This is a genomic window from Rhodoglobus galactosidasius (genome assembly GCF_054957775.1).
In genome coordinates this window covers 1-26,357 of the sequence record NZ_JBQIAV010000007.1, presented here as the reverse complement: position 1 = coordinate 26,357, position 26,357 = coordinate 1, and the positions used below count along the sequence as shown (strand labels likewise).

The window sequence follows — 26,357 nt, the reverse complement described above, 5'->3', positions numbered from 1 at the left end:
GGGGAATATTCGCAGAAAGATAGGCAAGATCCGCTTTTCTGTATACATACATGTTATTTCACGAATGTCAGGAACAAATTGTGAAAAGTCGCGTCATAAAGATGGCAACCCACAGTCTCTTTAAGTAAGCGGTTGGGGACCGCAAGGCGGCAGCACCTGCCACCGTGGGGCCTGCGCTTCTTCGACAGCAGTCGCGAGGCCTCTACCGCAGTGAACGCGCATCAAGGTACGCACTAAACGCCTCATGGCTTGTCTTGCTGGGGAGAAAACCGAATGACTCTTTGAGCGCTCGATTATCGAGCACCGGACGATAGCGCAAGAACTTGACCTGAGCCGGCTTATGGGGCGTCAACCGCAGGCTGTGCCCCACCCACAGCGCGGCAGCGAAAACCCAGGGCGGCAGAACGAGAAGCTTCTTGCCCAGACCGAGAGCAATCTCTCTCACCGTCACCTTGCCATCGCCGGCCACGTTGAAGATTCCTGATGGCCCGCCCGTTGCTGCACGCACCATCACTTCAACAACATCATCCACCCACACAAAGACAAACGGACTGTCAGATCCGGCAAGCTTCAGCACACGACGCCCGTCCCACAGGGCCGTGATCTGGTTGTCGACCGTCGGACCCAAAACGGTGCCGATGCGAAAAATGGTCTGGCTCAGTTGCGGCGCAGATTGTCGCAGCTCGGCCAACATCTCTTCGACCATCCGCTTGTGCTTGCTGTACGGAAAATCGTCATTGCCGCGCAGTGGGTCAATCTCGGTGATCCAGTCGGGGTTGTCGGAGTGATAACCATAGGTAGCGCCGCTCGATGAGACGACGATGCGCGAAACTCCCGCCTTGACGCAGGCAGCGAATACCGCGCGTGACCCCTCAACATCGACCGCGAACTCTTCAGTCACCGTGGTGTTTTTGCCGGGGTTCACGATTGACGCCAAGTGCACAACGGTGTCGATCTTGTGGCGACGCAGCAACTCTGGCAGCCCGGCGGCCTCCGTCACATCAACGCGGTCGTACAGCACACCGGGCAAGCGCACGCCGGGGCTAGGGACGCGAATATCTGCGCTCACTACACAGTCAATGGCATCGGATGCAGCCAACCCGGCTACTACCGAGGTGCCCAAGAATCCGCTGCCACCCGTCACAAGAACTCGACTCATGCGACTGCCTCCGCATCGCTCGCGGGCACACCGGAGTTCGGTCCCGAACCCTCACCGGCACCCTTCGCCTTACGGCGCCCCCACCAGGTGGCCAGTGCGAGCCCCGCGATGATGTCCCAGATGCCCCACCAGCCCGCGACGACAGCCATGCCGCCGAGACCACCAAAGAAGGCAAACACGAGCCCTAGGCCGAGACCGGCATTGCGGATGCCGACCTCAAAGGTGACCGCCTTCGCTTCATAGAGGGCAAGGCCGCCGAGTCGGGCGCTGGCATAGCCAAGACCGAGGGCGACCGCATCGTGCAAGAAGACGGCCAACAGCACGACTCCTACATAAGCGATGAAGAACTGGAAGTTGCCGGCGAGCGCCGCAATGATGAACCCGAGCAGCGCCAAGAGGCTCACCCATTTCACCGTCGGCTGCACCTTTTTGGCAAAGGCTGGCCAGCGGTTCTTGATGGCAAAGCCCACCGCAAACGGCAGCCCAATGATCAAAACAATCTCCAACAGCATCTGCCAGCCGTTGAGGCTAACGCTCTCCAGAATTGCGGATGCTGTGGGGTGCCAGCCACCCCACAGCGAGAGGTTAACCGGCAGCATCACGATGTAGACCACATTGGTGACCGCTGTCATAGAAACCGACAGCGCGACGTTGCCCCGCGCACGATAGGTGAGCACTTGCGAAATGTTGCCGGGAGGGCAGCAGGCGACCAAAATCATCCCGAGTGCGATCGACGGACCGACCTGCAACAGCAGGGTGAGCCCGAAGGTGACGGCGGGCAACAAGACGAGCTGCGCGACCAGGGCAATCGCAAACGCACGAGGTGCTTTCAGAACTGCCCGAAAGTCTTCGATGCTCGTGTCGAGCGCGATACCAAACATGATCAATCCAAGTACAACGCTCAGCGCGATGAGCGACCCTGCGCTGAAGTTGAGCATCGCATCATCGATCGTCATGAGTGTGCCTTTCGGGTGAAGATCTTGCGCAGCCGTCGCAGCGTGCGTCTATAGGCGTCTTTGTTGACGTAGTACGACATTCGTTCCAATGCCAGGTACTTGTAGCCTCCGGTGAGGTCGGGCCACGGGTTCTCAGCGGACTTCCTGAAGTGCTCGGCGGCGGCAGGATCATTCTCCTGAGCGGCAAGATAGGAGGCCAAGAGTTCGGCCTGCTCATAGCGGCCCTGCCAACCGATTCCGCTGGCCTCAATCATGCCCATCACATAGAGCCCGTTGAAGGTGGGTGGAAACATGTTGAGATATAACTCGGGCGCCATACCCAGCCAATTGAGATGTTCACGATCAACAAACGGGTAGTCGAGGCTATACCCGGTTGCAAGAACAATGAGGTCATAGTCGGCGTGGGTGCCATCAGTGAAGTGCACCGTATTGCCGTCGAAGCGTTCGGGTGCGGGCACGATGCGCAGATCGCCCTGCCCCAAGTGACCAAGCACAAGCGTGTTCACGATCGGATGCGACTCATAAATGCGGTAATCCGGCCGCGGGAAGCCAAACTGCACCGGATCTCCCGTGAATGCCTTCAGCACTCTCGTGTCGATGAATTGCTTGATGCGGGCCGGAAGCGGGCGCCCCTGATTGAGAGTGTCAGCCGGTTTACCGAACAGATAACGCGGAACAAAGTAGTAGCCCCGGCGCACGCTCAGGTCGATGCTGTCAGAGTGATGCACCGCATCCACCGCAATGTCGCAGCCACTGTTGCCCGCACCAACGACCAGCACGCGCTTGCCCGCAAACATCGTGGCCTTCTTGTACTGACTCGAGTGAATGATCTCGCCCGCAAAATGACCGTCAAAGTTTGGGATGCTGGGGTGCGCTAGCGTGCCGTTGGCGAGGATCACGCCGTCAAAGTGTTCGGTCTGCGGCTCTCCGCCGGCATTCATGCCGTCAGCGGCGTCCGTGGGGCTGGTCGTTACGTTCCAACCGCCGCCTTCTGCCGGTTCCACGCGCTCAACAGTGGTGCTGAAGCGAAACTTCTGCCCCAAATCGAAACGATCGCTGAAGGCGCGAAAGTAGCGTGCAAGTTCACGGTGGCCGGGGTAGTCGGCCGTGGTTTCCATCGGCAACTCATGAAACTGAGTCGTGGTGCGGGAGGAAATCAGATGGGCTGACTCATACATCGTACTGCGCGGATTGTCGATATTCCAGAGGCCTCCGACGTCATTCGCCGACTCAAAACCGACATAGCGGATGCCCGCCTTATCGAGAGCGCGGGCGGCAGCAAGCCCCGAAGGCCCAGCACCAATGATGGCGATGGTACGAGGCATCCATTCCTCCAGGGGTGAAAAACACTATTCAGGGCGTTTCCGCAGCCTACTAGACCCTCTCTCGCAGGTAGACCAGCCCGGGGACGAAGTAGCGAAGCGCCCACAGCGCGTAAGCTGAAGGGCTATGTCCGCATCCGAGGTTCACTCCGCCAGCACCGCAGCACCGCTGCCTGCTGGCGTCGCGATTACGTTTCCGCCTGAGCTGCCTGTCAGCCAGCGCCGGGATGACATTGCGCGCGCCATCCGCGAGAACCAGGTCGTAATCATTGCGGGGGCCACCGGTAGTGGAAAGACCACCCAGCTGCCCAAGATTCTGCTAGAACTGGGTAAGACATCCATTGGCCACACCCAGCCACGACGAATTGCTGCCCGCACTGTTGCGGAGCGAATTGCTGAAGAACTCGGCAGCGAGCTGGGCGACCTCGTCGGATACCAGGTGCGATTCACCGATCGCGTGGGCAAAAACACACGCGTGAAGCTCATGACCGACGGCATCCTGCTGAACGAAATTCACCGCGATCGCGACCTCACAAAGTACGACGCGATCATCATCGATGAAGCACACGAGCGCAGTCTCACGGTCGACTTTCTGCTCGGCTACCTGAAGCAGCTTCGCGCGCGCCGCCCCGATCTCAGCATCATCATCACGAGTGCCACGATCGACCCCGAGAGTTTCTCCAAGCACTTCGATGGCGCCCCGATCATTGAGGTGTCTGGCCGCACCTTCCCCGTCGAGATCCGCTATCGCCCGCTTGTTGCCGAGGAGCTGGACGCTGAGGATGCCGAAGAAGAGGCAGCGAATCGGGTCGACCGCGACTACCTCGAAGGCATCAACGACGCCCTCGACGAACTGGCCCGCGAAAGCGACGGCGACGTACTCGTGTTCCTCTCCGGAGAGACCGAGATTCGGGATGCCGAAGAAGCGATCCGCGGGCGCATCAACTCGGGCGGTCTGCACGAGGGCACCGAGGTGCTCCCCCTCTACGGTCGCCTGAGTTCCGCCGAGCAGCACCGTGTGTTCGAGTCACGCCGCACCCCCGGCACGCGACGCCGAATCGTGCTCGCCACGAACGTTGCCGAAACCAGCCTGACCGTGCCCGGCATCCGCTACGTCATTGATGCCGGAACCGCGCGCATCAGTCGCTACAGCACGCGCGCGAAGATTCAGCGCTTGCCGATCGAAGCGATTAGCCAGGCGAGCGCCAACCAACGCTCAGGGCGTTCAGGACGAACGAGTGACGGAATCGCGATCCGTCTCTACTCCGAAGAAGACTTCACCGCGCGCCCCGAGTTCATGGAACCCGAGATTCTGCGCACCAACCTCGCCGCCGTGATCCTGCAAATGATCTCACTCGGGCTGGGCAACATCGCCGAGTTCCCGTTCCTGCAGCCGCCAGACTCTCGCGGCATCAAAGACGGCCTCGATCTGCTCACCGAACTCGGTGCCGTCGAAAACGCGAAAACTGTCAAGGGTGCGAAAGACGCCGCCCCGCGCATCACCCGCATTGGCAAGCAACTCAGCCAACTGCCGATCGACCCTCGCTTGGCCCGCATGGTGCTCGAATCAAAACAGCACAGCACCACCCGCGAAGTCATGGCCGTCGTCGCTGGGCTCAGCATTCAAGACCCGCGCGAACGTCCCCTCGATAAGCGCCCGCAAGCCGACCAACAGCATGCGCGCTTCATCGACCCCACGAGCGACTTTCTCACCCTGCTCAACCTCTGGAACTATCTCGAAGAGAAGCAGAAAGAGCTGTCGGGCAACCAGTTCCGTCGTATGTGTAAAAACGAATATCTCAACTATTTGCGCGTGCGCGAATGGCACGACGTGTACCGCCAGTTGAGCCGCATGGCCAAGCCACTCGGTCTCGTGATCGGTGACGCCCACTCGAACCCCGACGGCATCCACCGTTCGCTGCTTGCTGGGCTGCTCAGTCACATTGGGCTCAAGGATGTCGCGAAGCGCGACTACATTGGCGCACGTCAAACGCGGTTCGTCATCTTCCCCGGCTCAGCACTGGCCAAGAAGCAGCCCAACGCGATCATGAGCGCCGAGCTTGTCGAAACGAGTCGACTCTTTGCCCGCATGAATGCGTCGATTGATCCCGTGTGGGCCGAGAAGCTTGCTGGCGATCTCGTGAAGCGCAGCTACTCCGAACCACACTGGGAGAAGAAGCAGGGCGCCGCCGTCGCCTTCGAACGGGTGACGCTCTATGGCGTGACGCTCGCCGCTCGTCGGCGCATCCAGTTCTCCCGTGTTGATCTGCCTGCCGCCCGTGAACTATTCATTCGTCACGCACTCGTCGAAGGCGAAGACGATCTCACCAAGCGCGACAAACGGGTGTGGGGATTCGACGCGAGCAACCGGGCGCTGCGCCGCGACCTCGAACAGCTCGAAGAACGCAGCCGCCGCCGCGACATCTTGCACGACGACGAAACCATTTTCGAGTTCTACGACAAACGCGTGCCCGCCACCGTCGCCTCCGTGCGCGACTTTGAGGGCTGGTGGAAGAAAGTCCGCCACGACTCCCCCGACCTGCTCACCCTCACGACCAACGACCTCCTCGAGAACGCGGATGATGCCGAAGTCGACGACAATAAGTTCCCCACCACGTGGACGCGCGGCGACCAAACCCTCAGCCTCACCTACCGCTTTGAGCCGGGCACGGACGACGACGGAGTCACCGTTGCCGTACCGCTGCCGCTGCTCGCCGGGCTGCGGCCCGAAGGCTTCGACTGGCAGGTTCCCGGGCTGCGCGATGAGCTGGTTACGGCACTGATCAAGTCGCTGCCGAAGCCGATCCGTCGCAACGTTGTTCCCGCCGCCGACTGGGCCCGTCGCTTGCTCGAAGCCGCACCGGACGATCCCGCGAGCGCCGCCCTCGACGACGGCCCCTCGCTGACCGAATATCTGGCAAAAGAGATCGCACAGCAGACCTACGTCACCGTTTCGGCATCCGATTTCGATCTAGACCGAGTTCCGGCACACCTTCTGGTTACGTTCGCGGTGATCGATGAACGGGGCAAGAAAGTGGGCACCAATAAGTCGCTGCGCAGCCTGCAAGCGAGCCTGAAGCCCGTCGCCCGCGAGAGTGTTGCGCGTGCCATCGAACGTCCAGCCGAAACACTCGAACGCTCGGGTATCACCGACTGGGACTTCGGTGAGCTCGACCGTTCTCGCGACACCAAGCACGGCAGCAACACCATCCGCGCTTACCCCGCGCTCGTGGATGACGGCGACTCGGTTTCCATTCGCCTCATGTCGACCCCGCACGATCAGGCCGTCGCGCATCAGAGCGGTGTGCGCCGACTGCTGCTGTTGGCGATTCCCTCGCCGCTCGGCTACATCAACGAGCACCTCACGAGCAATGAGAAGCTCGTGCTCGCCCAGAGCCCGTATCGCTCAACGAATGCCCTCTTTGACGATTGTCTGCGCGCCTGTGTCGACTCCGTAATGGGCGAACGCGACGTGTTCTCGCAAAGCGAGTTCGAGGCGCTGCGCAACGAGATCTCGGCAGGGCTGGTCAACTCACTCTTTGCGACCGTCTCGCTCGTGGCATCCATTGTTTCTGGCGTACGTTTGGCCGACAAGGCGATACGTGCCGCAACAAGCATGCATCTTCTTGCACCGCTCGGTGATGCGCGCGAGCAGCTCGATGCGCTCGTGTATCTTGGCTTCGTTTCGGCCACCGGACTCGCCCAACTGCGACGCCTGCCCGTGTATCTCAAAGGCATTGAGCACCGCGTAACGAAACTCACTGAGAACCCCGGCAAAGACCGCGGATGGATGTCAGAAGTCGAACTTGCGACCCGCCGCTACAAGGACGCCGGCGGCACTCTCCCGCTCGAGACACACCCCGAGCCGCAAATTGCTCGCGCCCGATGGATGCTCGAAGAGCTCCGACTGAGCCTCTTTGCACAGCATTTGGGAACCTCTGAGTCGGTCAGCGTGCAACGCATTGGCAAAGTGCTCGCCTCCTAACACCCCACTTTTGGCGGCACACAGCTCGCACCGGGTAACCTTGAGGCTGCGAGTGGCACGAGAATGTCGCCTCTCTTCTGAAAGAAAGCAGCTACCGCGTGTCTGAAAGCAACACCGACCGCCCGACCACCCACGATGTTTCCGCAGAGATTGCACGCTCGTGGCTTCTGGTTGCGGCGACTCGCCCTGAAGATTTTGATGCGGCTGAAAAGTCGCGTGCCGACCAAATCATCCTCGATATTGAAGACGCTGTCGACCCGCGCCTCAAGTCATCCGCTCGTGATGCCGTTGTCTCATGGTTGAGCAATGGCGGCAGCGGTTGGGTGCGCATCAACGACCGCACCTCTGACTTCTGGTCAGACGATGTGGATGCTCTCGCCGGCCTCCCTGGCTTGCGAGGTGTCATGCTCGCTAAGGCTGAAGCTGCAGCTCACGTCTCCGAAACTTTCGACAGGCTCAAGGGAATCACGCCCGTGATCGCCCTCGTGGAGTCCGCGCTCGGCATCGAGGAAGCAGTATCGATTGCTCGCGCCCGTGGAACCTACCGGCTCGCGTTTGGTAGTGGTGACTACCGTCGCGACACCGGCACCAGCTCCGACGACCTCGCAATGGCGTACCCGCGTTCGCGCCTGGTTATTGCGAGCCGCGTCGGCAACCTGCCGGGGCCCATCGATGGCCCCACGGTCGGCACAAGCCACCCCGTTCTGCGCGAGCAGGGCGGCATGGCTGTTTCTCTCGGTATGACCGGAAAACTGTGCCTCGACCTTGAGCAGTTGCCGACCATCAACGAAGTCATCAGTCCCACGCGCTCAGATGTTGCCTGGGCTCGCGAATTCTTGGAAGACTTCGAGGCGCGTGGCCGCGTCATCCGTGACGGCAGCGACCTGCCCCGCCTAGGTCGCGCCCAGAAGATCGACAAGCTCGCCCGCGCGTTCGGTGTTGAGCCGGCCTAAGGACTTCCGCTACTCAGACGCGCCTATGCTTCAGCACGTCCAAATTTGGCGCGTTCGCCGCGCCTAGTCCTCTTCCCCACAACACCGCCCACGATTAGTGTTGAGGCATGACAACGGCAGTCATCGTGGATGCGATTCGCACGCCTTCGGGCCGAGGTAAACCAGGCGGAGCACTCTCTCAAGAGAACCCGGTCGATCTGCTCGCGACGGTTCTGCGGGGGTTACTCAGCCGGCATGACCTCGATCCGGCAACCATTGATGATGTGATGGGCGGCTGCGTCACGCAGTCTGGTCAGCAGGCCGTGAATGTGACGCGCAACGCTGTGCTCGCAGCAGGGTTGCCCGAATCAGTACCCGCGACCACGATTGATCGCCAGTGCGGGTCAAGCCAACAAGCAGCTCACTTCGCTGCCCAGTCGGTGATGGCCGGGGTCAACGATGTCGTGATCGCGTGCGGTGTTGAACTGATGAGTTCGCACCCCATCGGGCAGGCAACGCTCGGTCAGAGCACGATGAGTCCGTTGCTGCGCGAACGCTACCCCGATGGACTCGTCAATCAGGGCATCTCCGCTGAGCTGATCGCTGCTCGTTGGGCGCTGGGGCGTGACGACCTCGATGTCTTCGCCGCCGTCTCCCACGCGCGCGCCGCTCTCGCCGACTTCAGCCGAGAGATCCTGCCGATTGGCGACCTGCGCCGAGACGAAACCGTGCGCCCAAGCACCACCGCTGACAAACTTGCCAGCCTCTCCCCCGCATTTTACGACGAAGAGATCGCGGCGCGTTTTCCTGAAATTCAGTGGCGCGTGACCGCCGGCAACTCGTCACCGCTCACCGATGGTGCCTCCGCTGTGCTCATCATGAGCGAAAAGCGCGCTGCCGCCTTTGGCCTCACACCTCGTGCACGCTTTCACTCCTTTGCGGTGGTCGGTTCCGACCCCATCGAAATGCTCACCGGAATCATCCCGGCGACGCATCGCGTGTTGGAGCGCAGCGGCATCCGTCTCGACCAGCTCGACAGCATCGAGGTCAACGAAGCATTCGCCTCAGTCCCTCTGGCGTGGATGCGGGAGTTCCCCGTTGACCCCGCGATCGTGAACCCGCGCGGTGGGGCAATCGCCCTCGGACACGCCCTCGGCTCCTCGGGCACACGCCTGCTTACCACCCTCGTCAATCAACTCGACGCCACCGGCGGCCGCTACGGACTCCAAGTCATGTGCGAAGGCGGCGGAATGGCAAACGCAACACTCATCGAAAGGCTTGCATGAAAATTCAGGATGCCGCAGCACTGATCACCGGCGGCGCCAGCGGTCTCGGTTTGGCCACCGCTCGCGCTCTCGCCGCGCAGGGTGCGTTGGTCACCATCGCCGACCTGCCCAGCTCGCGCGGAGTCGAGATCGCCGCCGAACATGGCTTCCGGTTCTCGCCCACCGATGTTCGCTCAGAGGCTGACGTTCAAGCTGCCGTCGCCCTCGCCAGCTCCGCCGGCCCGCTGCGTATTGTCGTGAACTGCGCCGGTGTTGCGACCCCGGGCAAGGCTCTCGGCCGTAAGGGTGTGCTTCCCCTCGAAACCTTCGAGATGGTGATCGGAATCAACCTGACGGGCACCTTCAATGTGATCCGTCTGGCTGCAGCCGCGATGGTCGAAACCGAACCCATTGACGGTGAGCGTGGCGTGATCGTGAATACGGCATCCGTGGCTGCGTTTGATGGTCAAATCGGTCAGCCTGCTTACGCTGCGTCGAAGGCAGGCGTTGCCGGGATGATGCTGCCGCTCGCCCGCGAGTTCGCCTCAGCTCAAGTGCGCGTCATGACGATCGCTCCCGGCATCTTCGAGACACCGATGATGGCCGGCCTGCCGCAGGAAGCGCAGGACTCGCTCGGTGCGCAAGTGCCGCATCCGTCTCGCCTAGGTCGCCCCGATGAGTATGCCGCGCTCGTGCAGCACATCGTCGAGAACCCCATGCTCAACGGTGAGGTCATTCGTCTCGATGGTGCGATCCGGATGCAGCCGCGCTAGCGCATCCGGATCGACCTGACGTTACAGAACCTTCGAGAGGAACGCTTTCGTGCGCTGATGCTGCGGGTTGCCGAGTACTTCGTCTGGATCGCCAGACTCAACAACAACGCCACCATCCATAAACACAAGTTGGTCAGCGACTTCGCGCGCGAAGCCCATCTCGTGGGTGACAACAATCATGGTCATGCCTGATTCGGCGAGACCCTTCATGACGTCGAGCACTTCACCGACCAGTTCGGGGTCAAGGGCAGAGGTCGGCTCATCAAACAGCATGAGCTTCGGTTCCATGGCGAGCGCGCGAGCGATCGCTACCCGCTGCTGCTGGCCGCCCGAGAGATGTGCCGGGTAGGCACCCTCTTTATCGGCAAGGCCCACGCGTGCGAGCAGTTCCCTGCCGTGTGCGATGGCGGCTTCCTTCTTCACCTTGTTGACCCGGATGGGCGCCTCAATGATGTTCTCGAGCGCTGTCATGTGCGGGAAGAGGTTGAAACGCTGAAACACCATGCCGATATCGCGGCGCTGGCGGGCAGCCTCACGCGGCTTCAGTTCGTAGAGCTTGTCTCCGCGCTCCTCATAACCCACCAAAAGGCCATCAACGCTGAGTCGGCCAGCGTCGACGCGCTCAAGGTGGTTGATGCAGCGAAGGAACGTGGACTTGCCCGAACCACTCGGCCCGACCAGACACATCACCTCTCCGCGCGGCACTGTGAGGGAAATGCTCTTCAGCACCTCGTTCGATCCAAAACTCTTCGACACACGGTCGGCAAGCACCATAGGTGCTTCGCTTGCTGCTGCTGCGTTAGTCATCAGTGCTCCTTCCCTGACGCATCGGTATCGGGCTCGGAATCATTCGAGATTCCCGTCTCGGCACCGGCCCCAGACGTGGGTCCAGCGCCAGGCGCGTTGATGAGCCCGGTCGTCAACGGGATTGCTCCCGTTGCATTATCGTTTTTCTCTGGCCGAGCCTGCCCGACGCCGCGCGAGAAGCGCTTCTCCAAGAAGTACTGGCCCACCATCAGAATCGAGGTGAAGAGCAGGTACCAGGCGGATGCCACGAGCAGCAGCGGGATCGGGTCGAAGATCACTACGGAGATATCGCGCGAGCGTCCGTAGAGTTCCAGACTGAACGGAATAGCCGTGACCAGCGAGGTGGTCTTCAGCATCGAAATAACTTCGTTGCCCGTTGGCGGGATGATGATGCGCATTGCCTGCGGGATGACGACGCGCGTCATCGTCTGCAGCCACGACATGCCGAGGGCAGTTGCAGCCTCGTCTTGTCCCTTATCCACGGAGAGGATTCCGGCACGCACGATCTCCGCCATGTAGGCGGACTCGTTCAGAGCGAGACCGATCACGGCGAGCCAGAAGACGCTGATGAGGTCGTTGGTCTCTACCGAGAGCCACGGCTCAGTGAAGGGGATGCCGATGTCGATCGTCGAATAAATTGTGGCGAATAGGCCCCAGAAGACAAGCTGCACGTAAACGGGCGTCCCGCGGAAGACCCAGAGATACAGCCACGCGATGCCCTTGACGACAGGGTTGTCGGAGAGACGCATGACCGCGAGAGTGACGCCAAGAATGATGGCGATAATCATCGAGTACACCGTCAGCAGCAGGGTGTATCCGGCTGCCTGCGAGATGCGCTTATCGAAGATGAACTTGGCGAAGTTATCCCAGCCGTAAGCCTCGCGCTGAGAGGCATCGACGATGAAGAGGACGAGCATGGCAGCGAGAATGACCGCGACCACATTACGCCACGGGTGGCGAAGACGGATCGCTTTGATCGCCTCCGCTTGTTCAGTGCCGTTCGGCGACACACGCGATGGTGTCGCCGAACGGCCAGAATCTGACAAACCCATCTACCTAGCTGGTGGTTGCCGCGTTGATGGTGATCGACGAGACAGCACCGCTGAATACGCCCCAGTCATCGAGGATCGACTTATAGGTACCGTCATCCACCATCGACTGGAGTGCAGCCTGAAGTGCTGCTGAGAGAGCCGCATCCTTTTGCACGACAATGCCGTACGGTGCGGTGTCGAACGAGTCGCCCGCGAGTTCGATCTTGTCGCCAACCTGGCTCACCGCGTACTGGGTGATGGGCGAGTCAGCGCTCATGGCATCAGCACGGCCCAAGGCGAGAGCGTTGGTCGCTTCGTCTTGCGTGTCGAACTTGAGGATGTTGATGGGCTCCTTGCCAGCATCCGTGCATTCCTGCGACTTAGCAGGCAGCTCATCGGTCTCTTCGTAGGTCGCGGTCTGTACGGCAACGGTGATACCACACGCGTTAGCGGGGTCAACGTCTGCACCGATCACTTGAGCCCATTGGATGCCAGCCTCATAGTAGTTAACGAAATCAACGATCTTCTCCCGCTCTTCGTTGTCGGTGAACGACGACAACCCGATGTCGTAGCTGCCACCCGTCACGCTGGGGATGATCTTGTCGAAGCTAGAGATCTCGTACTGCGTCTCTAGTCCAAGCTTTGCCGCCATGGCGTTGCCGAGGTCGACTTCCCACCCGATCGGGTTACCCGCGTCGTCTTTGTATTCGTTGGGCGCGTAGGTCGGGTCGATGCCGATCACCAACGTGCCGGATGCTTTCACCTCGTCGGGTAGCAGAGCAATGGCTGCGGCGTCAGTGCCCACATCCAGAGTGTCGCCACCGGTCGTTGTGCCTGTGCTGTTGTCAACACAACCTGACAGAGCGAGTGCCGCGACAACGACCAATGCTGGTAGCGCGTAATTGATTCTCATGGTCCAACCTTTTCTTTATCCCGATGAAAGCTGATGCCGGTGACGAGGCGTGAAACCCACACGAGCGCACGCCGTTGAATCGCCGACCATCGCAGCCTACCTTCGCGTGCGCGCAATTTTTCGCCCACTTGCGCCGTGTGGCTGCGGGACTCTAAACAATTCCGCGAATATGTGTCGTGCGGGCCAGAAGGTTGCTTCTCGATCGCGCTGAAACCGACCGCGGCTCGCTAGTACTCGCCCTGTGCCGCAGCCTCGAACTCAGCGAAGTTGATGGTGCGCAGTTCGCGCAGTCGGCGCTTGCGCTGAGCGTCATACGACGGGTCTTCCATTGGAAGGTAAGCGACGCGAAGTTTGGCGATGATGGCAGTGCCGATTTCGCTCCAGGCCAGCTCGCGCGCTTCGTCGATGATGCCCGAGATAAGTTCGCCATTCATGGATGCTTGGCGCAACCCCTCAGCGAGTCCTTCCTGCACCGCGCGGTTGCGAGCAGTGTGAGATACCCGCAGCAAATGTTCCGCCTGCTCAGCAAGTTGGTCAAATTCGACGTGAACAAGGCCGGCGAGCGCACCGTCATCGTAGTCCAAATGGTCGCGGGCGGCATCCACAATTATTCGGTTCTTGACCGCCATGCGCACAGCATTACGAGCAATCAACACACCCTCTTCGACAACCCGCTCGATGGGTGCCTCTTCGATGGGCGCGGGTGCCCTAAATTTGCCCAAGTTAAGGCGCGGGCGCCGCCGAAAAAGTCTCACAGTGCAATTGTTTCGGTTTATATTGTTGAACGGTATCCCCCGTTCAGTGCAGCTTAGGTGGCGTACCTGAACGAACTACAACGTCTTCTCGCAGCAAACGCCAACCGGGATCGCCGCGTAGTAGCCAAACCCATCAATCCGCCCGTGGCTCTAACCATTCGACCCACTCAACGGTCAGACTCACTCCGTCTTGGCTTTGGTGGTGGCCGACGCGTTCGCCTCATAGGAGGTGTTCGTTGACTCGAAGAAGTTCACGAGCTCAAGAGTGTCGTTGGCTGTTGCCATCCACTTGGCCGGGTTCGTGACCTTGTAGTGGGCCTCGAATCCGAGCTCCTCAAGGCGACGGTCAGCCAGGTACTTCACGTACTGGTTGATGTAGTTGGCGTTGAGGCCGAGAATGCCGCCGGGAAGAAGGTCGTGGTTGTACTCCTCTTCCATCGCCACAGCATCCAGAATCATCTGGCGAATCTCATCGGCGAATTCTTCAGTCTGAATCTCGGGGTTCTCTTCGAGCACGGTGAGGATCAGGTTGATGCCGAACTTGAGATGCAGGCTCTCATCGCGAACAACCCAGTCCATGAGCGAACCGAAGTTGCGCAGCAGGTTTCGCTGGCGGAACGACAGAGCGACCATGAAACCTGAGTAGAACCAGATGCCTTCAAGGATCACGTTGTAGGCAACGAGGTTGCGGATGAAGTCTTGCTTGCCCTCGATGGTGTTGATGTCGAGGGTCTGTTCCGTCATGCGACGGATGTACTTCATCTCGAACTCTTCTTTGCGAGCCATCGACGGCACATCAACGTGAGAGTTATACGCTGCTTCGCGGTCAATCGGGAACGTCTCGAGCACGTACTCGAAGCTCATGCAGTGGTTTGCTTCTTCCCACATCTGCTTCGCAAGGTAGAGCGAGCACTCTGCGGCAGAAACGTAAGGGTACACACCGAACGCGAGTGCCTTGTTGACGAGCAACTCGTTGGGGTTGAAGTAGCTCATGAGGAAGGTCACGGCATGACGCTCTTCATCAGTCATCTTCTTGAAGTCGGCGATGTCTTCGCCCAGCTGGATCTCGTTAGGGAACCACGTGTTGGCCACGGCCTGGTCGTACAGGTCCATCGCCCACTGGTACTTGATCGGCTTGAGTAAAAGGCCGTCTTGCAGGCCTGTTCCTAGAATTCCCATTACTGGCAGCTATCGCACTGCAGGTCGTCCATGGGATCGATGGGTACGAAGTAATCCTCGATCGTGTTTTCGCGGTTCATTATGAGTCTGCTTTCTTTGCGAATCCGCCAAAGCCTCGGCGGGCGGGAGCTGAACCCGCGGTTGATGATGTTGCCGAGGCCGTTGCTGCCTTGGACGATGAAATTTCTTCTGACTTGTTGACCTTCACAGTGGACTGCTCTGCCTGGTGGCGAGGCTTCATGTGCAGGTAGTAGGTGGTCTTGACGCCACGAGACCAGGCATCAAAGTAGATGTCCATCATGTCGCCGAGGTCACGCGTCTCGAGGTACATGTTGCGGCTGATGGCCTGATCGATCCACTTCTGGGCACGAGAGGCAACCTCAAGGAAGGCGTACGGCGAGAGCTGGAAGCTCGTCTTGAATACGGCCTTGATGTCGTCGGGGATACCCTCAACATTCTGAATGTCACCCTGGCTGCGCAGAATCGCTTCGCGGTTCTTTTCCCACAGCCCGTGCTCCTGAAGGGTCTCAACGAGGTTGCGGTTCACTTCAAGGAACTTGCCGTTCGAGGTGGAGCGGCTGAAGATTTGCGAGAACTGCGGGTCGAGACCAGGGGTGGTGCCAGCAACGAGACCAATGGATGCGGTGGGTGCGATCGCCATGAGGGTTGCGTTGCGCATTCCGCCCTTGACCTTCTCGCGCATAGCATCCCAGTCGAGTCGCGTCTTGCGGTTGACCTTGATTTCCATGCCACGGTCTTCTTCGGTGAGCGCGATGGAGTCGAGAGGCACGAGACCTTCCGACCAACGGCTGCCTTCGAAGTTCGCGTAGGCGCCGCGCTCCTTGGCAAGCTCGGTGCTTGCATCGATGGCGGCGTAGGAGACGTGCTCCATGATTTCGTCGATGAGGTCATAGGCCTCTTCGCTCTCGTAGCTGTAGCCAAGCTTCTCGATGATGTCGGTGAAGCCCATCACTCCAAGGCCGACTGCACGGTTCTGCTCGTTGGAGAAGTCTGCCTCTTTCACGCTAGACCGTGTGATGTCGATGAGGTTGTCGAGCTGGCGTACGGCCAGTCGTGCGCTCTCTTCGATCTTCGCGAAGTCGACTCCACCCTCGGGCAGGAGGTGACGCGAGAGGTTGATCGACGCAAGGTTGCAAACGGAGACGTTGTCTTCGTCTTGCGGGAGCGTGATCTCGGTGCAGAGGTTGGAGAGGTGGATCGTGCCCGTGTTGTTGTTGAGCGCACGGTTGTTGATCGTGTCTTTGAAGGTCAGCCACGGGTGGCTGGTGGTCTGCAATGAGATGAGGATCGACTTGAACTGCTCGCGAGCACCGATCTTCTTGAACATGTGCATTTCGCCGGCCTCGGCCATCGCAACATATTCGTTGTAGCGCTGGGAGAATGCTTTGCCGTAGAGCTCGTTGAGGTCAGTGACTTCGAGCGGGTCAAAGAGGTACCAGGCGTCGTCGTTCTGCACGCGCTTCATGAACTCGTCACTGATCCACACGGCCGTGTTGGCGGTGCGGGTGCGGCGGTAGGGGTCACCAGAGTTTTGACGCAGGTCAAGGAACTCGGGGAAGTCCATGTGCCAGTTCTCCATGTAGAAGCACAGAGCACCAAACTTCTTGCCACCACGGCTAACCGCACGCAGGATCGAGTCGATCGTGTGCATGAACGGGATGGGGCCGGTTGAGGTGGTGTTGTTGGAGCGGATGGGCGAACCCTGTGCACGAAGCTTGGTGACCGAGAGGCCTATTCCGCCGGTGCCCTTGGTGAGCCACATGACATCGCGCGTGGTCTTGGCGATGTGCTCCATGTCGTCTTGCATTTCCATGACGAAGCAGTTGGCGAGCTGCGGGTAGATGGTGCCCGCGTTCACGAGGGTGGAACCGGCAGCCAAGTATTCGAGGCTGGACATTTTTTCGTAGAACTTGAGCGCAGCCTCGTTGGGGTTCGCTTCGTTGAGCGAGAGGCCCATGGCGATGCGCATCCAGAAGTACTGAGGAACCTCAAGGGCATCACCGTTGCGACCCTTGATGCCGTAGCGGTTGTTGAGGGTGACGACACCGATGTACTTGAGCAGTTCATCATGAGCTGGCTCAAGGTGCTCGGCGAGAGCATCCAGATCGAACATGCTCGTGAGGCGCGGATCGAGTAGACCTTCTTCAACACCACGGATGACGTTGGGGCCGAAGTGCTCTTTATGCAGTCGCTTGAGATCGCCAGCGTCGGTGTAGTCACCGAGCACGCGCTTGTAGATGGTCTTGAGAAGAAGACGGGCAGCAACGGTGTCGAATGCGGGGTCATCTTTAACGTTTTGGAGAGCAACCTGGATGACGGCTTCGTCGAGCTGCTGGGTCGTGATGCCGTCGAACAGCGTCAGTTCGAGCTCGGATGCAATCTGGGTAACCCACGTGATGTTGTCATCAAGGCCAGTCGCTGCATCTTCAATTGCGAGGTTGATCTTGTTGGCGTCATACGGCTCTCGCGTACCGTTGCGCTTGACGACTGTGATTGCCACAAAAACTCCCTCGAAATCCCCGAAAACTGTTCAATCCGCGACCCCCGGCCGAGCGGTTCCACCACTATATATCGTGGGTGACGCTCGTCGCCAACCCTAGATGTAGTGGGCGTGTCATCCACAGGTGTGGATAACTTCGCGGACTTTTCCACAGCCTATGAATAACCTCTGACACCCGAAAAAGCCCGGAAATTAGCCACTCTTTGGCGGCTAAGCTTGAGTTCTTGTGAATGCTTACATCGACCTGTTGAAAACTCCGGGCATCGCCAGGATTATCGCGGCACAACTAACCGCACGTCTGCCCGGCGGCATGCTCTCATTGGCGATCCTTCTTCACGTCGAACAGATCCATAATTCATACGGCGCTGCTGGCCTTGTGCTCGCCGCAACGAGCGTGGGGCAAGGCGTCGCCGGACCACTCACGAGCCGATGGATGGGCGTCTGGGGAATGCGCAAAGTTCTCATCCTCACCCTCGTCGTCTCAGCGACCGCGATTTTCACCATCGCGCTCGCACCCCTCAGCGTCGGAATGTTCATGGTCGTCGGTCTCATCGCCGGCCTCAGCAACCCGCCCGTACAGCCCGCGGTGCGCACGATCTACCCCAAGATGGTGAACTCTAAGCAGCTCACTCCGTTGTTCTCCTTGGACGCATCAGCTCAAGAAATTATTTGGGTTGCGGGCCCAGTGGCTGCCACCTTCATCGCCGTTCAGATCTCCACGACTACGGCGATCGTGGTCGCCGGCGCGTTCCTCCTCGGCGGCGGCGCGTGGTTCATCGCAAGCCCCGAAGTCGGTCAGGTGCGCATCCCGCGCAGCAAGCGTTCATTCGGAACTGTGCTGCGTCGCCGACCCGTCCTCTTGGCAACCATCACTGGCTTCCTGCTGGTGGGCGCAGCCGCAGCGGTAGAGGCATCCGTAGTGTCAGTGTTTGGTCACGATGGCCCACAGGCAGGTTTCGTGCTCGGCATTTGGGCCATTGGCTCGCTCTTCGGTGGCCTGTTCCTCGGCCACTTACCAATCGGCCCGTGGGCTCTTGCCCGCCGCATGCTCATTGTGTTTGTCGGCATGGCATTGGCAATGATCCACCTCGACTTCTGGTGGCTCGCCATCATGCTGCTCATCGCTGGCATAGGCATTGCGCCGGCCTTCGCGGTGATTTTCGCCATCGTTTCGGCCAGCGTCAAGTTCAGCGATACCGCTGAGGCTTATGGATGGGTTGGCACCGGTCAGCTGATCGGTGCAGCCCTCGGCTCCGCTGTCGCCGGCTTTCTCATTGACGCCCACGGCCCCATCGGCGGATTCTGGGCTGCCACAGTGATCGCCGCGTTGGGCGTACTCGTGCCAACGCTGCTGCGCGGCTGGCACCCCGACCTGCGTGGCAAAGACGCGAGCCCCATCCCGGACACGGAGCCGATCAGCACGCTGCGCATGTAGGCAGAAACCGGGCCTAACACCCGCGGACGGTAACACTGCGTCACGCAGTTATAGATAACGCTGCCACTCACTAATACTTGGTCAGCCGTCATTCGCACGGCATCAAGGTCGTGAAAGGTCTCCTCCCATGTCTGAACAGACACCACTTATTGCTGCGCCCAAGAAGCGCGGCAAACTGTACGTACTCATCGCTGCTGGCATCGTCGTCGTCATTGCGATCGTCTCCGGAATTATCATCTCCCTCAACAATTCGCAAGCAGGCGCCTCAGATGCCGCGAGCCCCTCAAGCGGAGAGATTACCGACGGCAAAGGCTCTGCCACTGACCCCGTAAAAATCGGCGTTGTCGGCGCAAGCGACCCGTACTGGAACGTTTACAAGGATGCCGCGGCGGCAGAAGGAATCTCTGTCGAACTCGTAGATTTCGGGAGCTACGAACTCCCGAACCCGGCACTTACCGCTGGCGACCTCGACCTCAACCAGTTTCAGCACATCATTTACCTCGCTCAATACAACGAAGCGGCTAGTGCTGACCTCACCCCCATCGGCGCCACCGCAATCTATCCTTTAGGCCTCTACTCGACACAGTTCGACTCGGTCGAGGAAATCCCCGCCGACTCAACAATCGCAGTGCCCAACGACGCCAGCAATCTCGCTCGCTCACTCCTCGTTCTGCAGTCGGCCGGCCTCATTGAACTCACCGGGGGTGGCAGCATTTTTGCCACGCTAGACGACATCGACACTGACAAATCGCGCGTTAAAGTAATCACGCTCGAGGCAGCCCTTGCGCCAACATCCCTTCCGGATGTTGCAGCCGCGATCATCAACAACGACTTCGTCGAAGATGCTGGCCTCAGCTTCTCAGACGCAATCGCCACCGACGACCCGAATGACGCAAACGCGTTGCCCTACGTCAACATCTTCGCCGCGCGCTCCGGTGATGCCGACAACGAGCTCTACCTGAAGCTGGTCGAGATCTACCAGACCACCAAGGCTGTTCAGGACGGTGTGCTCGAAGTTTCGGGGAACACCGCAGTGCTCCTGCAGACGCCCGTAGCCGACCTCGTAGATTCGCTGGCAAAAGTCCAGTCCGACATCCGCGCTCAGGGCTAAAGCAAAAATCACCACCCGCTAGGGCGCGGACACAATTCGCGCCCTAGCTCTCCAGAAAGCACTCCATGCCCGCAATCCAGCTGACCGATGTCACCAAAAAATTCCCGCCCCGCACTCGCGGAGAACAACCCCTTGTGGCTCTCGATCGAGTCTCCCTCGCTGTGGAGCAGGGTGAGATCTTCGGCATCATCGGATATTCGGGCGCCGGAAAGTCAACACTCGTTCGCCTCATCAATGCACTCGAACGTTCGACCAGCGGCAGCATCCTGATCGATGGCAAGGAGATTAGTTCTCTGCGCGAACGGGAACTACGTCGCATCCGTTTGGGCATCGGCATGGTGTTTCAGCAGTTCAACCTATTCACCTCACGAACCGTCTGGGGCAACGTTGCGTACCCCCTTACTGTTGCTGGCGTTCCCCAAGCTCAACACCAAGCGCGCATCTCAGAGTTGCTGCACTTCGTTGGCCTCGCTGACAAAGCGCACAGCTACCCCGATCAGCTCTCGGGTGGACAAAAGCAACGCGTCGGCATCGCTCGCGCGCTTGCCACAAGCCCGCGCATTCTCTTGGCCGACGAAGCCACGAGTGCCCTCGATCCTGAAACCACGCGGGAAGTGCTCGCAGTGCTGAAGCGAGTGAATGAAGAATTTGGTGTGACGATCGTTGTGATCACTCACGAAATGGATGTCATCCGCTCTATCGCACACAAAGTCGCCGTGATGGACTCAGGCCGCGTTATCGAAACGGGCGATGTCTTCGACATCTTCTCCAACCCGCAAGCCGACGCCACGAAAAAGTTTGTCTCTACCGTCGTGAAAGCAGTTCCTGAACCCGCCGAACTCGAGACGCTGCGACAGCGGCATCCGGGTCGCATCGTCACGCTCTCGTTTCATGACGGCAACGTCTCGCAATCTGCAGTCTTTGTTGAACTCGCCACGAGTGGCCTCGCATTTGAGCTGATCTATGGCGGTATCAACGAGATCCAGGGCCGATCATTTGGCCACTTGACGTTGAGCATCGCTGGGGACAACGACACAATCGACGCTGCCCTTGTGCGAGTGAGCGCACTCGTCACCGTGACTGAGGTGAAGTAGTAATGGAACAGCTCATCGACCTACTTCCGTTGCTCGGCCAGTCCGCTTTCGAGACGCTATACATCGTCGGATTGGCGCTCTTCTTTGGTGGTCTCGGCGGTCTCGTGCTCGGCCTCGGCCTCTACACGACGCGGCGTGGGAGCTTCCTCTCGAACGGGCCTGTTTTCACCGCACTCAATGTTCTCGTGAACATTTTTCGGCCGATTCCGTTCATCATCTTTCTGGCCGCAGCCCAACCTCTCGCCCGCCTTGTCGTCGGCACAGGAATCGGCAACGACGCGATCATCTTCACGCTATCGCTCGCAGCAGCATTCGGGATTAGTCGCATCGTCGAACAGAACCTGCTCACGGTCCAACCCGGCGTCATCGAGGCAGCGCGCTCAGTAGGCGCGGGCCCATTGCGCATCATTTTCACGCTGCTCATACCCGAGGCCCTTGGGCCCCTGATCCTGGGCTACACCTTCATCTTCGTGGCACTCGTCGACATGTCTGCAGTCGCCGGCTACATCGGTGGAGGTGGACTCGGAAACTTTGCGATCCAATACGGTTATCGCCTCTTCAACCCGGTCGTCACTTGGGCAGCCGTAATCATCATCATCCTGCTTGTTCAACTAGTGCAATGGGCAGGCAACACTGTTGCGCGGAAGGTCATGCGCCGTTAAGCGCTACCAGCGTGGATGCACGGCGGCACGGAAGTGGCGATCGTAGATCTCGCTCACTCCGGCCATGAAGCCCTCGCTCAGGGCCGGGACGTCCCCGGCACCAGCGTTGGATTGCGCTTGCGAAACATTGCGCGCACCAGGAATCACCGAACTGACACCCGGCTGCTGAGCAACCCACGCCAACGCCACTTGCGGGGTCGAGAAGTCGGCCACGGCAGGCTCACCAGCAATAAGAGCAGCGAACTCGTGAACCGCAGCAATACCGGTCTCGAAGTCCACGCCAGAGAAGGTCTCCCCCACGTCGAACGCTTCGCCGCCACGGTTATACGTGCGGTGATCGTTCTCGGCGAAGGTGGTGTCGACGGTGTACTTGCCACTGAGCAGGCCAGAGGCCAGCGGCACACGGGCGATGATTCCTACGCCGGCGTCGAGCGCTGTCGGCAGCACAGCATCCAACGGCTTAAGACGGAACGCATTGAGGATGATCTGCACACTGACAACGTTGGGTCGGGCGATTGCGGCGAGCGCCTGCTCCGCGGTTTCAACACTCACACCGTAAGCGGCGATTGCCCCATCGGCGACGAGCGTGTCGAGGTCATCGAAGACCGCATCCATGCTGAACACCGCAGTCGGCGGGCAGTGCAGTTGCACGAGGTCGAGGGTGTCGGTGCCGAGGTTGCGGCGCGAGCGGTCGGTCCACTCGCGGAAGTTCGCGAGGGTGAAGTTGCTGGGGTCTTGCTCTGCGCGACGACCCATCTTGGTGGCGACCGTGATGTCGAGCTCGGGGCGATCAGCGAGGTAGCGACCGATAAGTGATTCGCTGCGGCCATCGCCATAAACGTCGGCGGTGTCGAAGAAGGTGACTCCCCCATCAACGGCAGCATCGAGCACGCCGCGAGCATCCGCTTCGCTCACGTCGCCCCAGTCGGCACCGAGCTGCCAGGTTCCGAGGCCGATTGCTGAAACAGAGCGGCCCGTGCGGCCGAGAATGCGAATGTCCATGCGATAACGCTACGCCCTCTGGGGCGAAGTGGATCGCGCAATCTAGTGAGAGAATTCGGGGATGGATGACCTTCTCGCTTCCCTTGCTCGCACGACACCGGTCGCGATCTCCCCCACCCTGTTGATCGTGATCGTGGCAGCTGCCGCCGTGCTGAGCATCCCGCAGCCGATCTGGAAATGGTTCGGGCTCTTCACGACACTCGTCCACGAACTCGGGCATGCGGTCGGCGCAATCCTTACGGGTCGCTTTGTGCACGGCATGAAGATTCGAATGAATCATTCGGGCGAAGCGGTCAGTAGTGGTCGCGGCAAGCTCGGCTCGGCGATCAGCGGATCACTCGGCTACCCCGCTCCAGCAATCGTCGGCGCTATCCAGTTGTGGTGCGTCACCCAGGGGTACACGGCTATGGCCCTGTTCGTCGGCGGCATTATTCTCGTGCTGACCCTGCTCGTGATTCGCAACCTCTTCGGCTTCTTAGTGGTCGCAGTTTCGGCAGCGGCGAGCGCAGCCCTCTGGGTGTGGGCGACTCCGGAACAGCAGAGTTACGTGCTACTCGTCATTGCGATCGCGCTCCTCGTCGGTAGCGTGCGTGGCCTCGCGACCGTGATCGGCGTGCACACTCGCCGTCGCGACCAGCTGAGCACCTCAGATGCCTACCTACTCTTCAAGCGCACCGGAATCCCGTCGGTTGTCTGGCTTCTCCTCTTCAGCGCGCTGATCGGCGCGAGCGTCGTGTGGGCGGTAACGACCGTGCTCGAGACCTACTAGCGGCCCCTGTAGCGGTTCAACGCATCTAGCGTAACGAGCCTAGCGACGCGGCTTCAGCACGCCGCGCGCAATGCGTTCTGGGCGAAAGCCGTAGCCGACAATTCTGGCCAAGATCGGGCGGATGCGCGGCAGCACGACCGCGATGACGAAGCGTTCCCGCAGCCGTGGTGGGTTGTGGATGACGGTGCGGGTCGTCGCACTGTTGATCAGCCGGTGGGCTACCCGTTGCATCCGCTGCATGAGTGCTGTTGGCAGGGTGCGGCAGCGCTGCACAGCAGCACATGCCGAGTCAATCGCTGCAGCATCCGCCCCCTGTTTTCGCAGCACCGGAACAAGCGAGTTGGCCAACGCCACCGCATCTTGGATCGCATAGTTGATGCCAACGCCGAACGCGGGCGACATAGCGTGGGCGGCATCGCCAATGCAGAGGGCACCAGGAACCGACCATTCATGGAGGCGGTTAATCTGCACAGAAAGCAGCTTTACATCGTCAAAGCTGTTGATCGCTGCGGTGACGTCGGTTAGTCGAGGCGCGATGCTTCCGATCTTTCGGCGGAACGCGGTGATCCCTTCCTGCTGAAACTCAGGAAAAGTGCCCTTCCGGATGAGAAGCCCACACTGAAAGTAACCGGGGCGGGGAATCGTCACGAGCGCGGAACCGCCCCGGATATTCGCCAAGGTGTCCCGCATCGGTTTCGTCGGCCGCGGCACCCGGAACCACAGCACATCAATGGGCACACCGTAGTCAACGGGCACCAGACCAAGAGAGTCGCGTACCGCAGAATCACGTCCGTCAGCCGCTACCGTCAGCGCCGCATTCACGCGCAGCGGGCCATTTGGTGTCGTCGCCTCAACACCCACCACTCGACCATTTTCCTGAATTTCCGAATGAGCAGTCGCCTCCAACACCAACCGGAACGACGGCTGCGTCTGCGCCTCGCCCACGAGCATGCTCAACAGATCCCACTGCGGCATGAGCGTGACATACCGATGCGGGGCTGGCAGCGATGTGAAATCGACTGCACGCACTCTGATGCCGTCAATCACCGCATCCAGTGTCGACAGTTCGCTGTGGTCGATTGCGCTCGCTTCAGCGCCCAGACCCAACTGGTCGAGGAGGTTCAGCGTTGACGGGTGCACGGTATCGCCCCGAAAGTCCCGCAAGAAGTCGGCGTGCTTCTCCAGAACGATGACATCGACTCCGGCTCGGGCGAGGATGAGCCCCGCCACGATTCCTGCCGGGCCGCCGCCCGCAATACACACGGTGGTGTCGAGTTTTTCGTCCATGAAACGCTCCGTCCTTCAGCGTCTACGGTACGCCTGCGGATCGTGCAGGAGCTAGGCGCTGGCCAGAAAACAGAACGGGCGGCACCGCGGGTTCCTACGCTAGTTGGCTTTGGCAGAAACCTCACGGTCTGCTGTGATTACCTGAACGAGACGGCGAGCGAGACGCTTGCGCACAAGGTGGTCGTTGGCCTCAACCTTGTGCATTGTCACGTGACGCATTTGTTCGATAATTCGCATGGTTCCTGGTGTGATGAACTGATCGAGCGAGCCATACACAACATCAATTGGCACACGCACTGACGCAATATCGCTGATGGTTGTCTGCTGCTCGATGCAGTTTTGCAGGCTCAGAACGAAGGCACGCCAGTTGTGTTCGGAGACGTCAAGGATGTCGTCAAGCTGAAAAAGCCGCCGCAACGTTTCTGCAGTTGCCATTGTGAATTCTTTGTTCAAACGCAAGAACTCATAGGCGCGCATGTAGGCGCCGATACGTGCACGCACCTTGGGATCGCCGATCTGGCGTGGCGGCACGTAAATGGGAGGGCTCGCCAAGATCAGATGGCTGACCTCGCTTGAGTGCGTCGCCGCATAGCGTGCTGCCAGCAGACTGCCCAGAGAATGCCCCACGAGAATGAACGGGGCATCGAGCTTGAGCGAGTGCACCGTTGCGGCGATCGAGGCGACGTGTTCTTCAATCGTGAAAGTCGCATTCTCAGGACTTGGCGACTCACCGAACCCGAGTAGATCTATGGAGATGCAGCGGTAGTGCTCTGAGAGTTGTGGAACCACGTGCGCAAACGTCGCCGCTGAGGAGGCGATGCCGTGAATAAGAATTATCGCGGGCCCTTCACCCACATCGCTTGCGATGTTCAGGAGAGGTGCCCTCGGCGGAAAGAGCAACCGCCGAATCGTGCCCCAGAAACCCATGACCCTAGTATCCCAGCCATAGTGGCCGGGATACCGGGCGTGGATAACTAATTAGCGCAAGTCTTCTTTGTATTCGTTCTTAGCTTTGGTGATTTCGCGCTCGGCTTCCGCACGCTCAAGGTCGGCTTGGGCTTTCGACACCTCGGCGTCTGCTTGGGCCTGATCGGCAGCGTCGCTCACTCGCTCCTTAGTGTCGTCGACGAATTCACCAACCTTCTTCGCGGTTGCTTCGCCGGCATCCTTAGCGTCGTCAATGAGACCCATGATTCCTCCTATTAGTTGGTAACCCGCGTCTTGCTATGCCCTGTTTGAGGGCACAAACTCACGATACTCACGCACACAGACGGGTCACGTCCCGCCGAGTGGTGTGATTTCTCATCTCCGTGCGGGTCAGTGGTTTTAGCTTACGCGGCGGTGAGTTCGGGGATGAGGTTCACCTCCTCGATGGTTTCGATGGCGACGTTCATGGCCT

22 protein-coding genes are annotated in these 26,357 nt (G+C 59.8%); 9 read left to right on the top strand and 13 right to left on the bottom strand.

Features of this window, described 5'->3' with window-relative positions; all coding sequences use genetic code 11:
* Window positions 1-202: 202 nt before the first annotated feature.
* The 3 genes from ACTJJW_RS10140 to ACTJJW_RS10130 are packed head-to-tail and all read right to left on the bottom strand — an operon-like array spanning window position 203 to window position 3,440.
* A complete protein-coding gene (locus tag ACTJJW_RS10140) occupies window positions 203-1,159 on the bottom strand; it encodes an NAD-dependent epimerase/dehydratase family protein (RefSeq protein WP_462644325.1) in 957 nt (318 codons plus the stop codon).
* Window positions 1,156-2,115: a bile acid:sodium symporter family protein gene (locus ACTJJW_RS10135; protein ID WP_462644323.1), complete on the bottom strand. Its 960-nt coding sequence runs from the start codon at window positions 2,113-2,115 to the stop codon at window positions 1,156-1,158. Before ACTJJW_RS10135 ends, ACTJJW_RS10140 begins: the two co-directional genes overlap by 4 nt.
* Window positions 2,112-3,440, bottom strand: a complete 1,329-nt coding sequence (locus tag ACTJJW_RS10130; protein ID WP_462644321.1) for a flavin-containing monooxygenase — start codon at window positions 3,438-3,440, stop codon at window positions 2,112-2,114. The genes ACTJJW_RS10135 and ACTJJW_RS10130 overlap by 4 nt, the downstream gene beginning before the upstream one ends.
* Before the next feature lie 124 nt (window positions 3,441-3,564).
* Here ACTJJW_RS10130 and hrpA point away from each other — a divergent pair, with 124 nt between their 5' ends.
* The 4 genes from hrpA (at window position 3,565) to ACTJJW_RS10110 (ending at window position 10,392) form a co-directional block, all read left to right on the top strand.
* Window positions 3,565-7,422 carry an ATP-dependent RNA helicase HrpA gene (gene hrpA, locus ACTJJW_RS10125; RefSeq protein ID WP_462644319.1) on the top strand — a complete coding sequence of 1,286 codons (3,858 nt, stop codon included), beginning with the start codon at window positions 3,565-3,567 and terminating at the stop codon, window positions 7,420-7,422.
* A gap of 98 nt (window positions 7,423-7,520) precedes the next feature.
* On the top strand, window positions 7,521-8,375 hold the full coding sequence (locus ACTJJW_RS10120; RefSeq protein ID WP_462644317.1) for an HpcH/HpaI aldolase/citrate lyase family protein: 855 nt from the start codon (window positions 7,521-7,523) through the stop codon (window positions 8,373-8,375).
* A gap of 107 nt (window positions 8,376-8,482) precedes the next feature.
* On the top strand, window positions 8,483-9,640 hold the full coding sequence (locus ACTJJW_RS10115; protein WP_462644315.1) for a thiolase family protein: 1,158 nt from the start codon (window positions 8,483-8,485) through the stop codon (window positions 9,638-9,640).
* Window positions 9,637-10,392 (top strand): 3-hydroxyacyl-CoA dehydrogenase, encoded by a 756-nt coding sequence (locus ACTJJW_RS10110; RefSeq protein WP_462644313.1) that lies wholly within the window; start codon window positions 9,637-9,639, stop codon window positions 10,390-10,392. Before ACTJJW_RS10115 ends, ACTJJW_RS10110 begins: the two co-directional genes overlap by 4 nt.
* A 21-nt stretch (window positions 10,393-10,413) precedes the next feature.
* On the opposite strand, the gene ACTJJW_RS10105 is transcribed toward ACTJJW_RS10110, so the two are convergent.
* The 6 genes from ACTJJW_RS10105 to ACTJJW_RS10080 all read right to left on the bottom strand — a co-directional run bounded on the left by ACTJJW_RS10105 (window position 10,414) and on the right by ACTJJW_RS10080 (window position 17,598).
* A complete protein-coding gene (locus ACTJJW_RS10105; protein WP_462644311.1) occupies window positions 10,414-11,199 on the bottom strand; it encodes an amino acid ABC transporter ATP-binding protein in 786 nt (261 codons plus the stop codon).
* Window positions 11,199-12,251 carry an amino acid ABC transporter permease gene (locus ACTJJW_RS10100; protein WP_462644309.1) on the bottom strand — a complete coding sequence of 351 codons (1,053 nt, stop codon included), beginning with the start codon at window positions 12,249-12,251 and terminating at the stop codon, window positions 11,199-11,201. The genes ACTJJW_RS10105 and ACTJJW_RS10100 overlap by 1 nt, the downstream gene beginning before the upstream one ends.
* A 4-nt stretch (window positions 12,252-12,255) precedes the next feature.
* Window positions 12,256-13,143, bottom strand: a complete 888-nt coding sequence (locus ACTJJW_RS10095) for an ABC transporter substrate-binding protein (protein ID WP_462644307.1) — start codon at window positions 13,141-13,143, stop codon at window positions 12,256-12,258.
* A 227-nt stretch (window positions 13,144-13,370) separates the two neighbouring features.
* Complete coding sequence (locus ACTJJW_RS10090; RefSeq protein WP_462644305.1) at window positions 13,371-13,898, bottom strand: hypothetical protein; 528 nt, start codon at window positions 13,896-13,898, stop codon at window positions 13,371-13,373.
* A 180-nt stretch (window positions 13,899-14,078) separates the two neighbouring features.
* Window positions 14,079-15,077: a ribonucleotide-diphosphate reductase subunit beta gene (locus ACTJJW_RS10085; RefSeq protein WP_462644303.1), complete on the bottom strand. Its 999-nt coding sequence runs from the start codon at window positions 15,075-15,077 to the stop codon at window positions 14,079-14,081.
* Between the two features lie 79 nt (window positions 15,078-15,156).
* Window positions 15,157-17,598, bottom strand: a complete 2,442-nt coding sequence (locus ACTJJW_RS10080) for a ribonucleoside-diphosphate reductase subunit alpha (RefSeq protein WP_462644301.1) — start codon at window positions 17,596-17,598, stop codon at window positions 15,157-15,159.
* 226 nt (window positions 17,599-17,824) lie between these two features.
* Here ACTJJW_RS10080 and ACTJJW_RS10075 point away from each other — a divergent pair, with 226 nt between their 5' ends.
* The 4 genes from ACTJJW_RS10075 to ACTJJW_RS10060 all read left to right on the top strand — a co-directional run bounded on the left by ACTJJW_RS10075 (window position 17,825) and on the right by ACTJJW_RS10060 (window position 21,900).
* Entirely contained in the window at window positions 17,825-19,033 is a 1,209-nt protein-coding gene (locus tag ACTJJW_RS10075) for an MFS transporter (protein ID WP_462644299.1), read from the top strand.
* A 127-nt stretch (window positions 19,034-19,160) separates the two neighbouring features.
* Window positions 19,161-20,144, top strand: a complete 984-nt coding sequence (locus tag ACTJJW_RS10070) for a MetQ/NlpA family ABC transporter substrate-binding protein (protein ID WP_462644297.1) — start codon at window positions 19,161-19,163, stop codon at window positions 20,142-20,144.
* Window positions 20,145-20,209: 65 nt separating this feature from the next.
* A complete protein-coding gene (locus ACTJJW_RS10065; protein ID WP_462644295.1) occupies window positions 20,210-21,238 on the top strand; it encodes a methionine ABC transporter ATP-binding protein in 1,029 nt (342 codons plus the stop codon).
* Between the two features lie 2 nt (window positions 21,239-21,240).
* Complete coding sequence (locus tag ACTJJW_RS10060; protein ID WP_462644293.1) at window positions 21,241-21,900, top strand: methionine ABC transporter permease; 660 nt, start codon at window positions 21,241-21,243, stop codon at window positions 21,898-21,900.
* 3 nt (window positions 21,901-21,903) lie between these two features.
* Here the strand turns inward: ACTJJW_RS10060 and ACTJJW_RS10055 are convergent, their stop codons facing one another.
* Window positions 21,904-22,902 (bottom strand): aldo/keto reductase, encoded by a 999-nt coding sequence (locus ACTJJW_RS10055; RefSeq protein WP_462644291.1) that lies wholly within the window; start codon window positions 22,900-22,902, stop codon window positions 21,904-21,906.
* Between the two features lie 61 nt (window positions 22,903-22,963).
* On the opposite strand from ACTJJW_RS10055, the gene ACTJJW_RS10050 reads away from it, so the two are divergent.
* The gene (locus ACTJJW_RS10050; RefSeq protein WP_462644289.1) at window positions 22,964-23,671 is read left to right on the top strand and encodes a M50 family metallopeptidase; all 708 of its coding nucleotides are present in this window, start codon (window positions 22,964-22,966) and stop codon (window positions 23,669-23,671) included.
* Window positions 23,672-23,710: 39 nt separating this feature from the next.
* Here ACTJJW_RS10050 and ACTJJW_RS10045 read toward each other — a convergent pair whose 3' ends face one another.
* The 3 genes from ACTJJW_RS10045 to ACTJJW_RS10035 all read right to left on the bottom strand — a co-directional run bounded on the left by ACTJJW_RS10045 (window position 23,711) and on the right by ACTJJW_RS10035 (window position 26,149).
* Entirely contained in the window at window positions 23,711-24,958 is a 1,248-nt protein-coding gene (locus tag ACTJJW_RS10045) for an FAD-dependent oxidoreductase (RefSeq protein WP_462644287.1), read from the bottom strand.
* Window positions 24,959-25,057: 99 nt separating this feature from the next.
* Entirely contained in the window at window positions 25,058-25,885 is an 828-nt protein-coding gene (locus tag ACTJJW_RS10040) for an alpha/beta fold hydrolase (protein WP_462644285.1), read from the bottom strand.
* Window positions 25,886-25,936: 51 nt separating this feature from the next.
* On the bottom strand, window positions 25,937-26,149 hold the full coding sequence (locus ACTJJW_RS10035; RefSeq protein WP_462644283.1) for a hypothetical protein: 213 nt from the start codon (window positions 26,147-26,149) through the stop codon (window positions 25,937-25,939).
* Window positions 26,150-26,357: the final 208 nt, after the last annotated feature.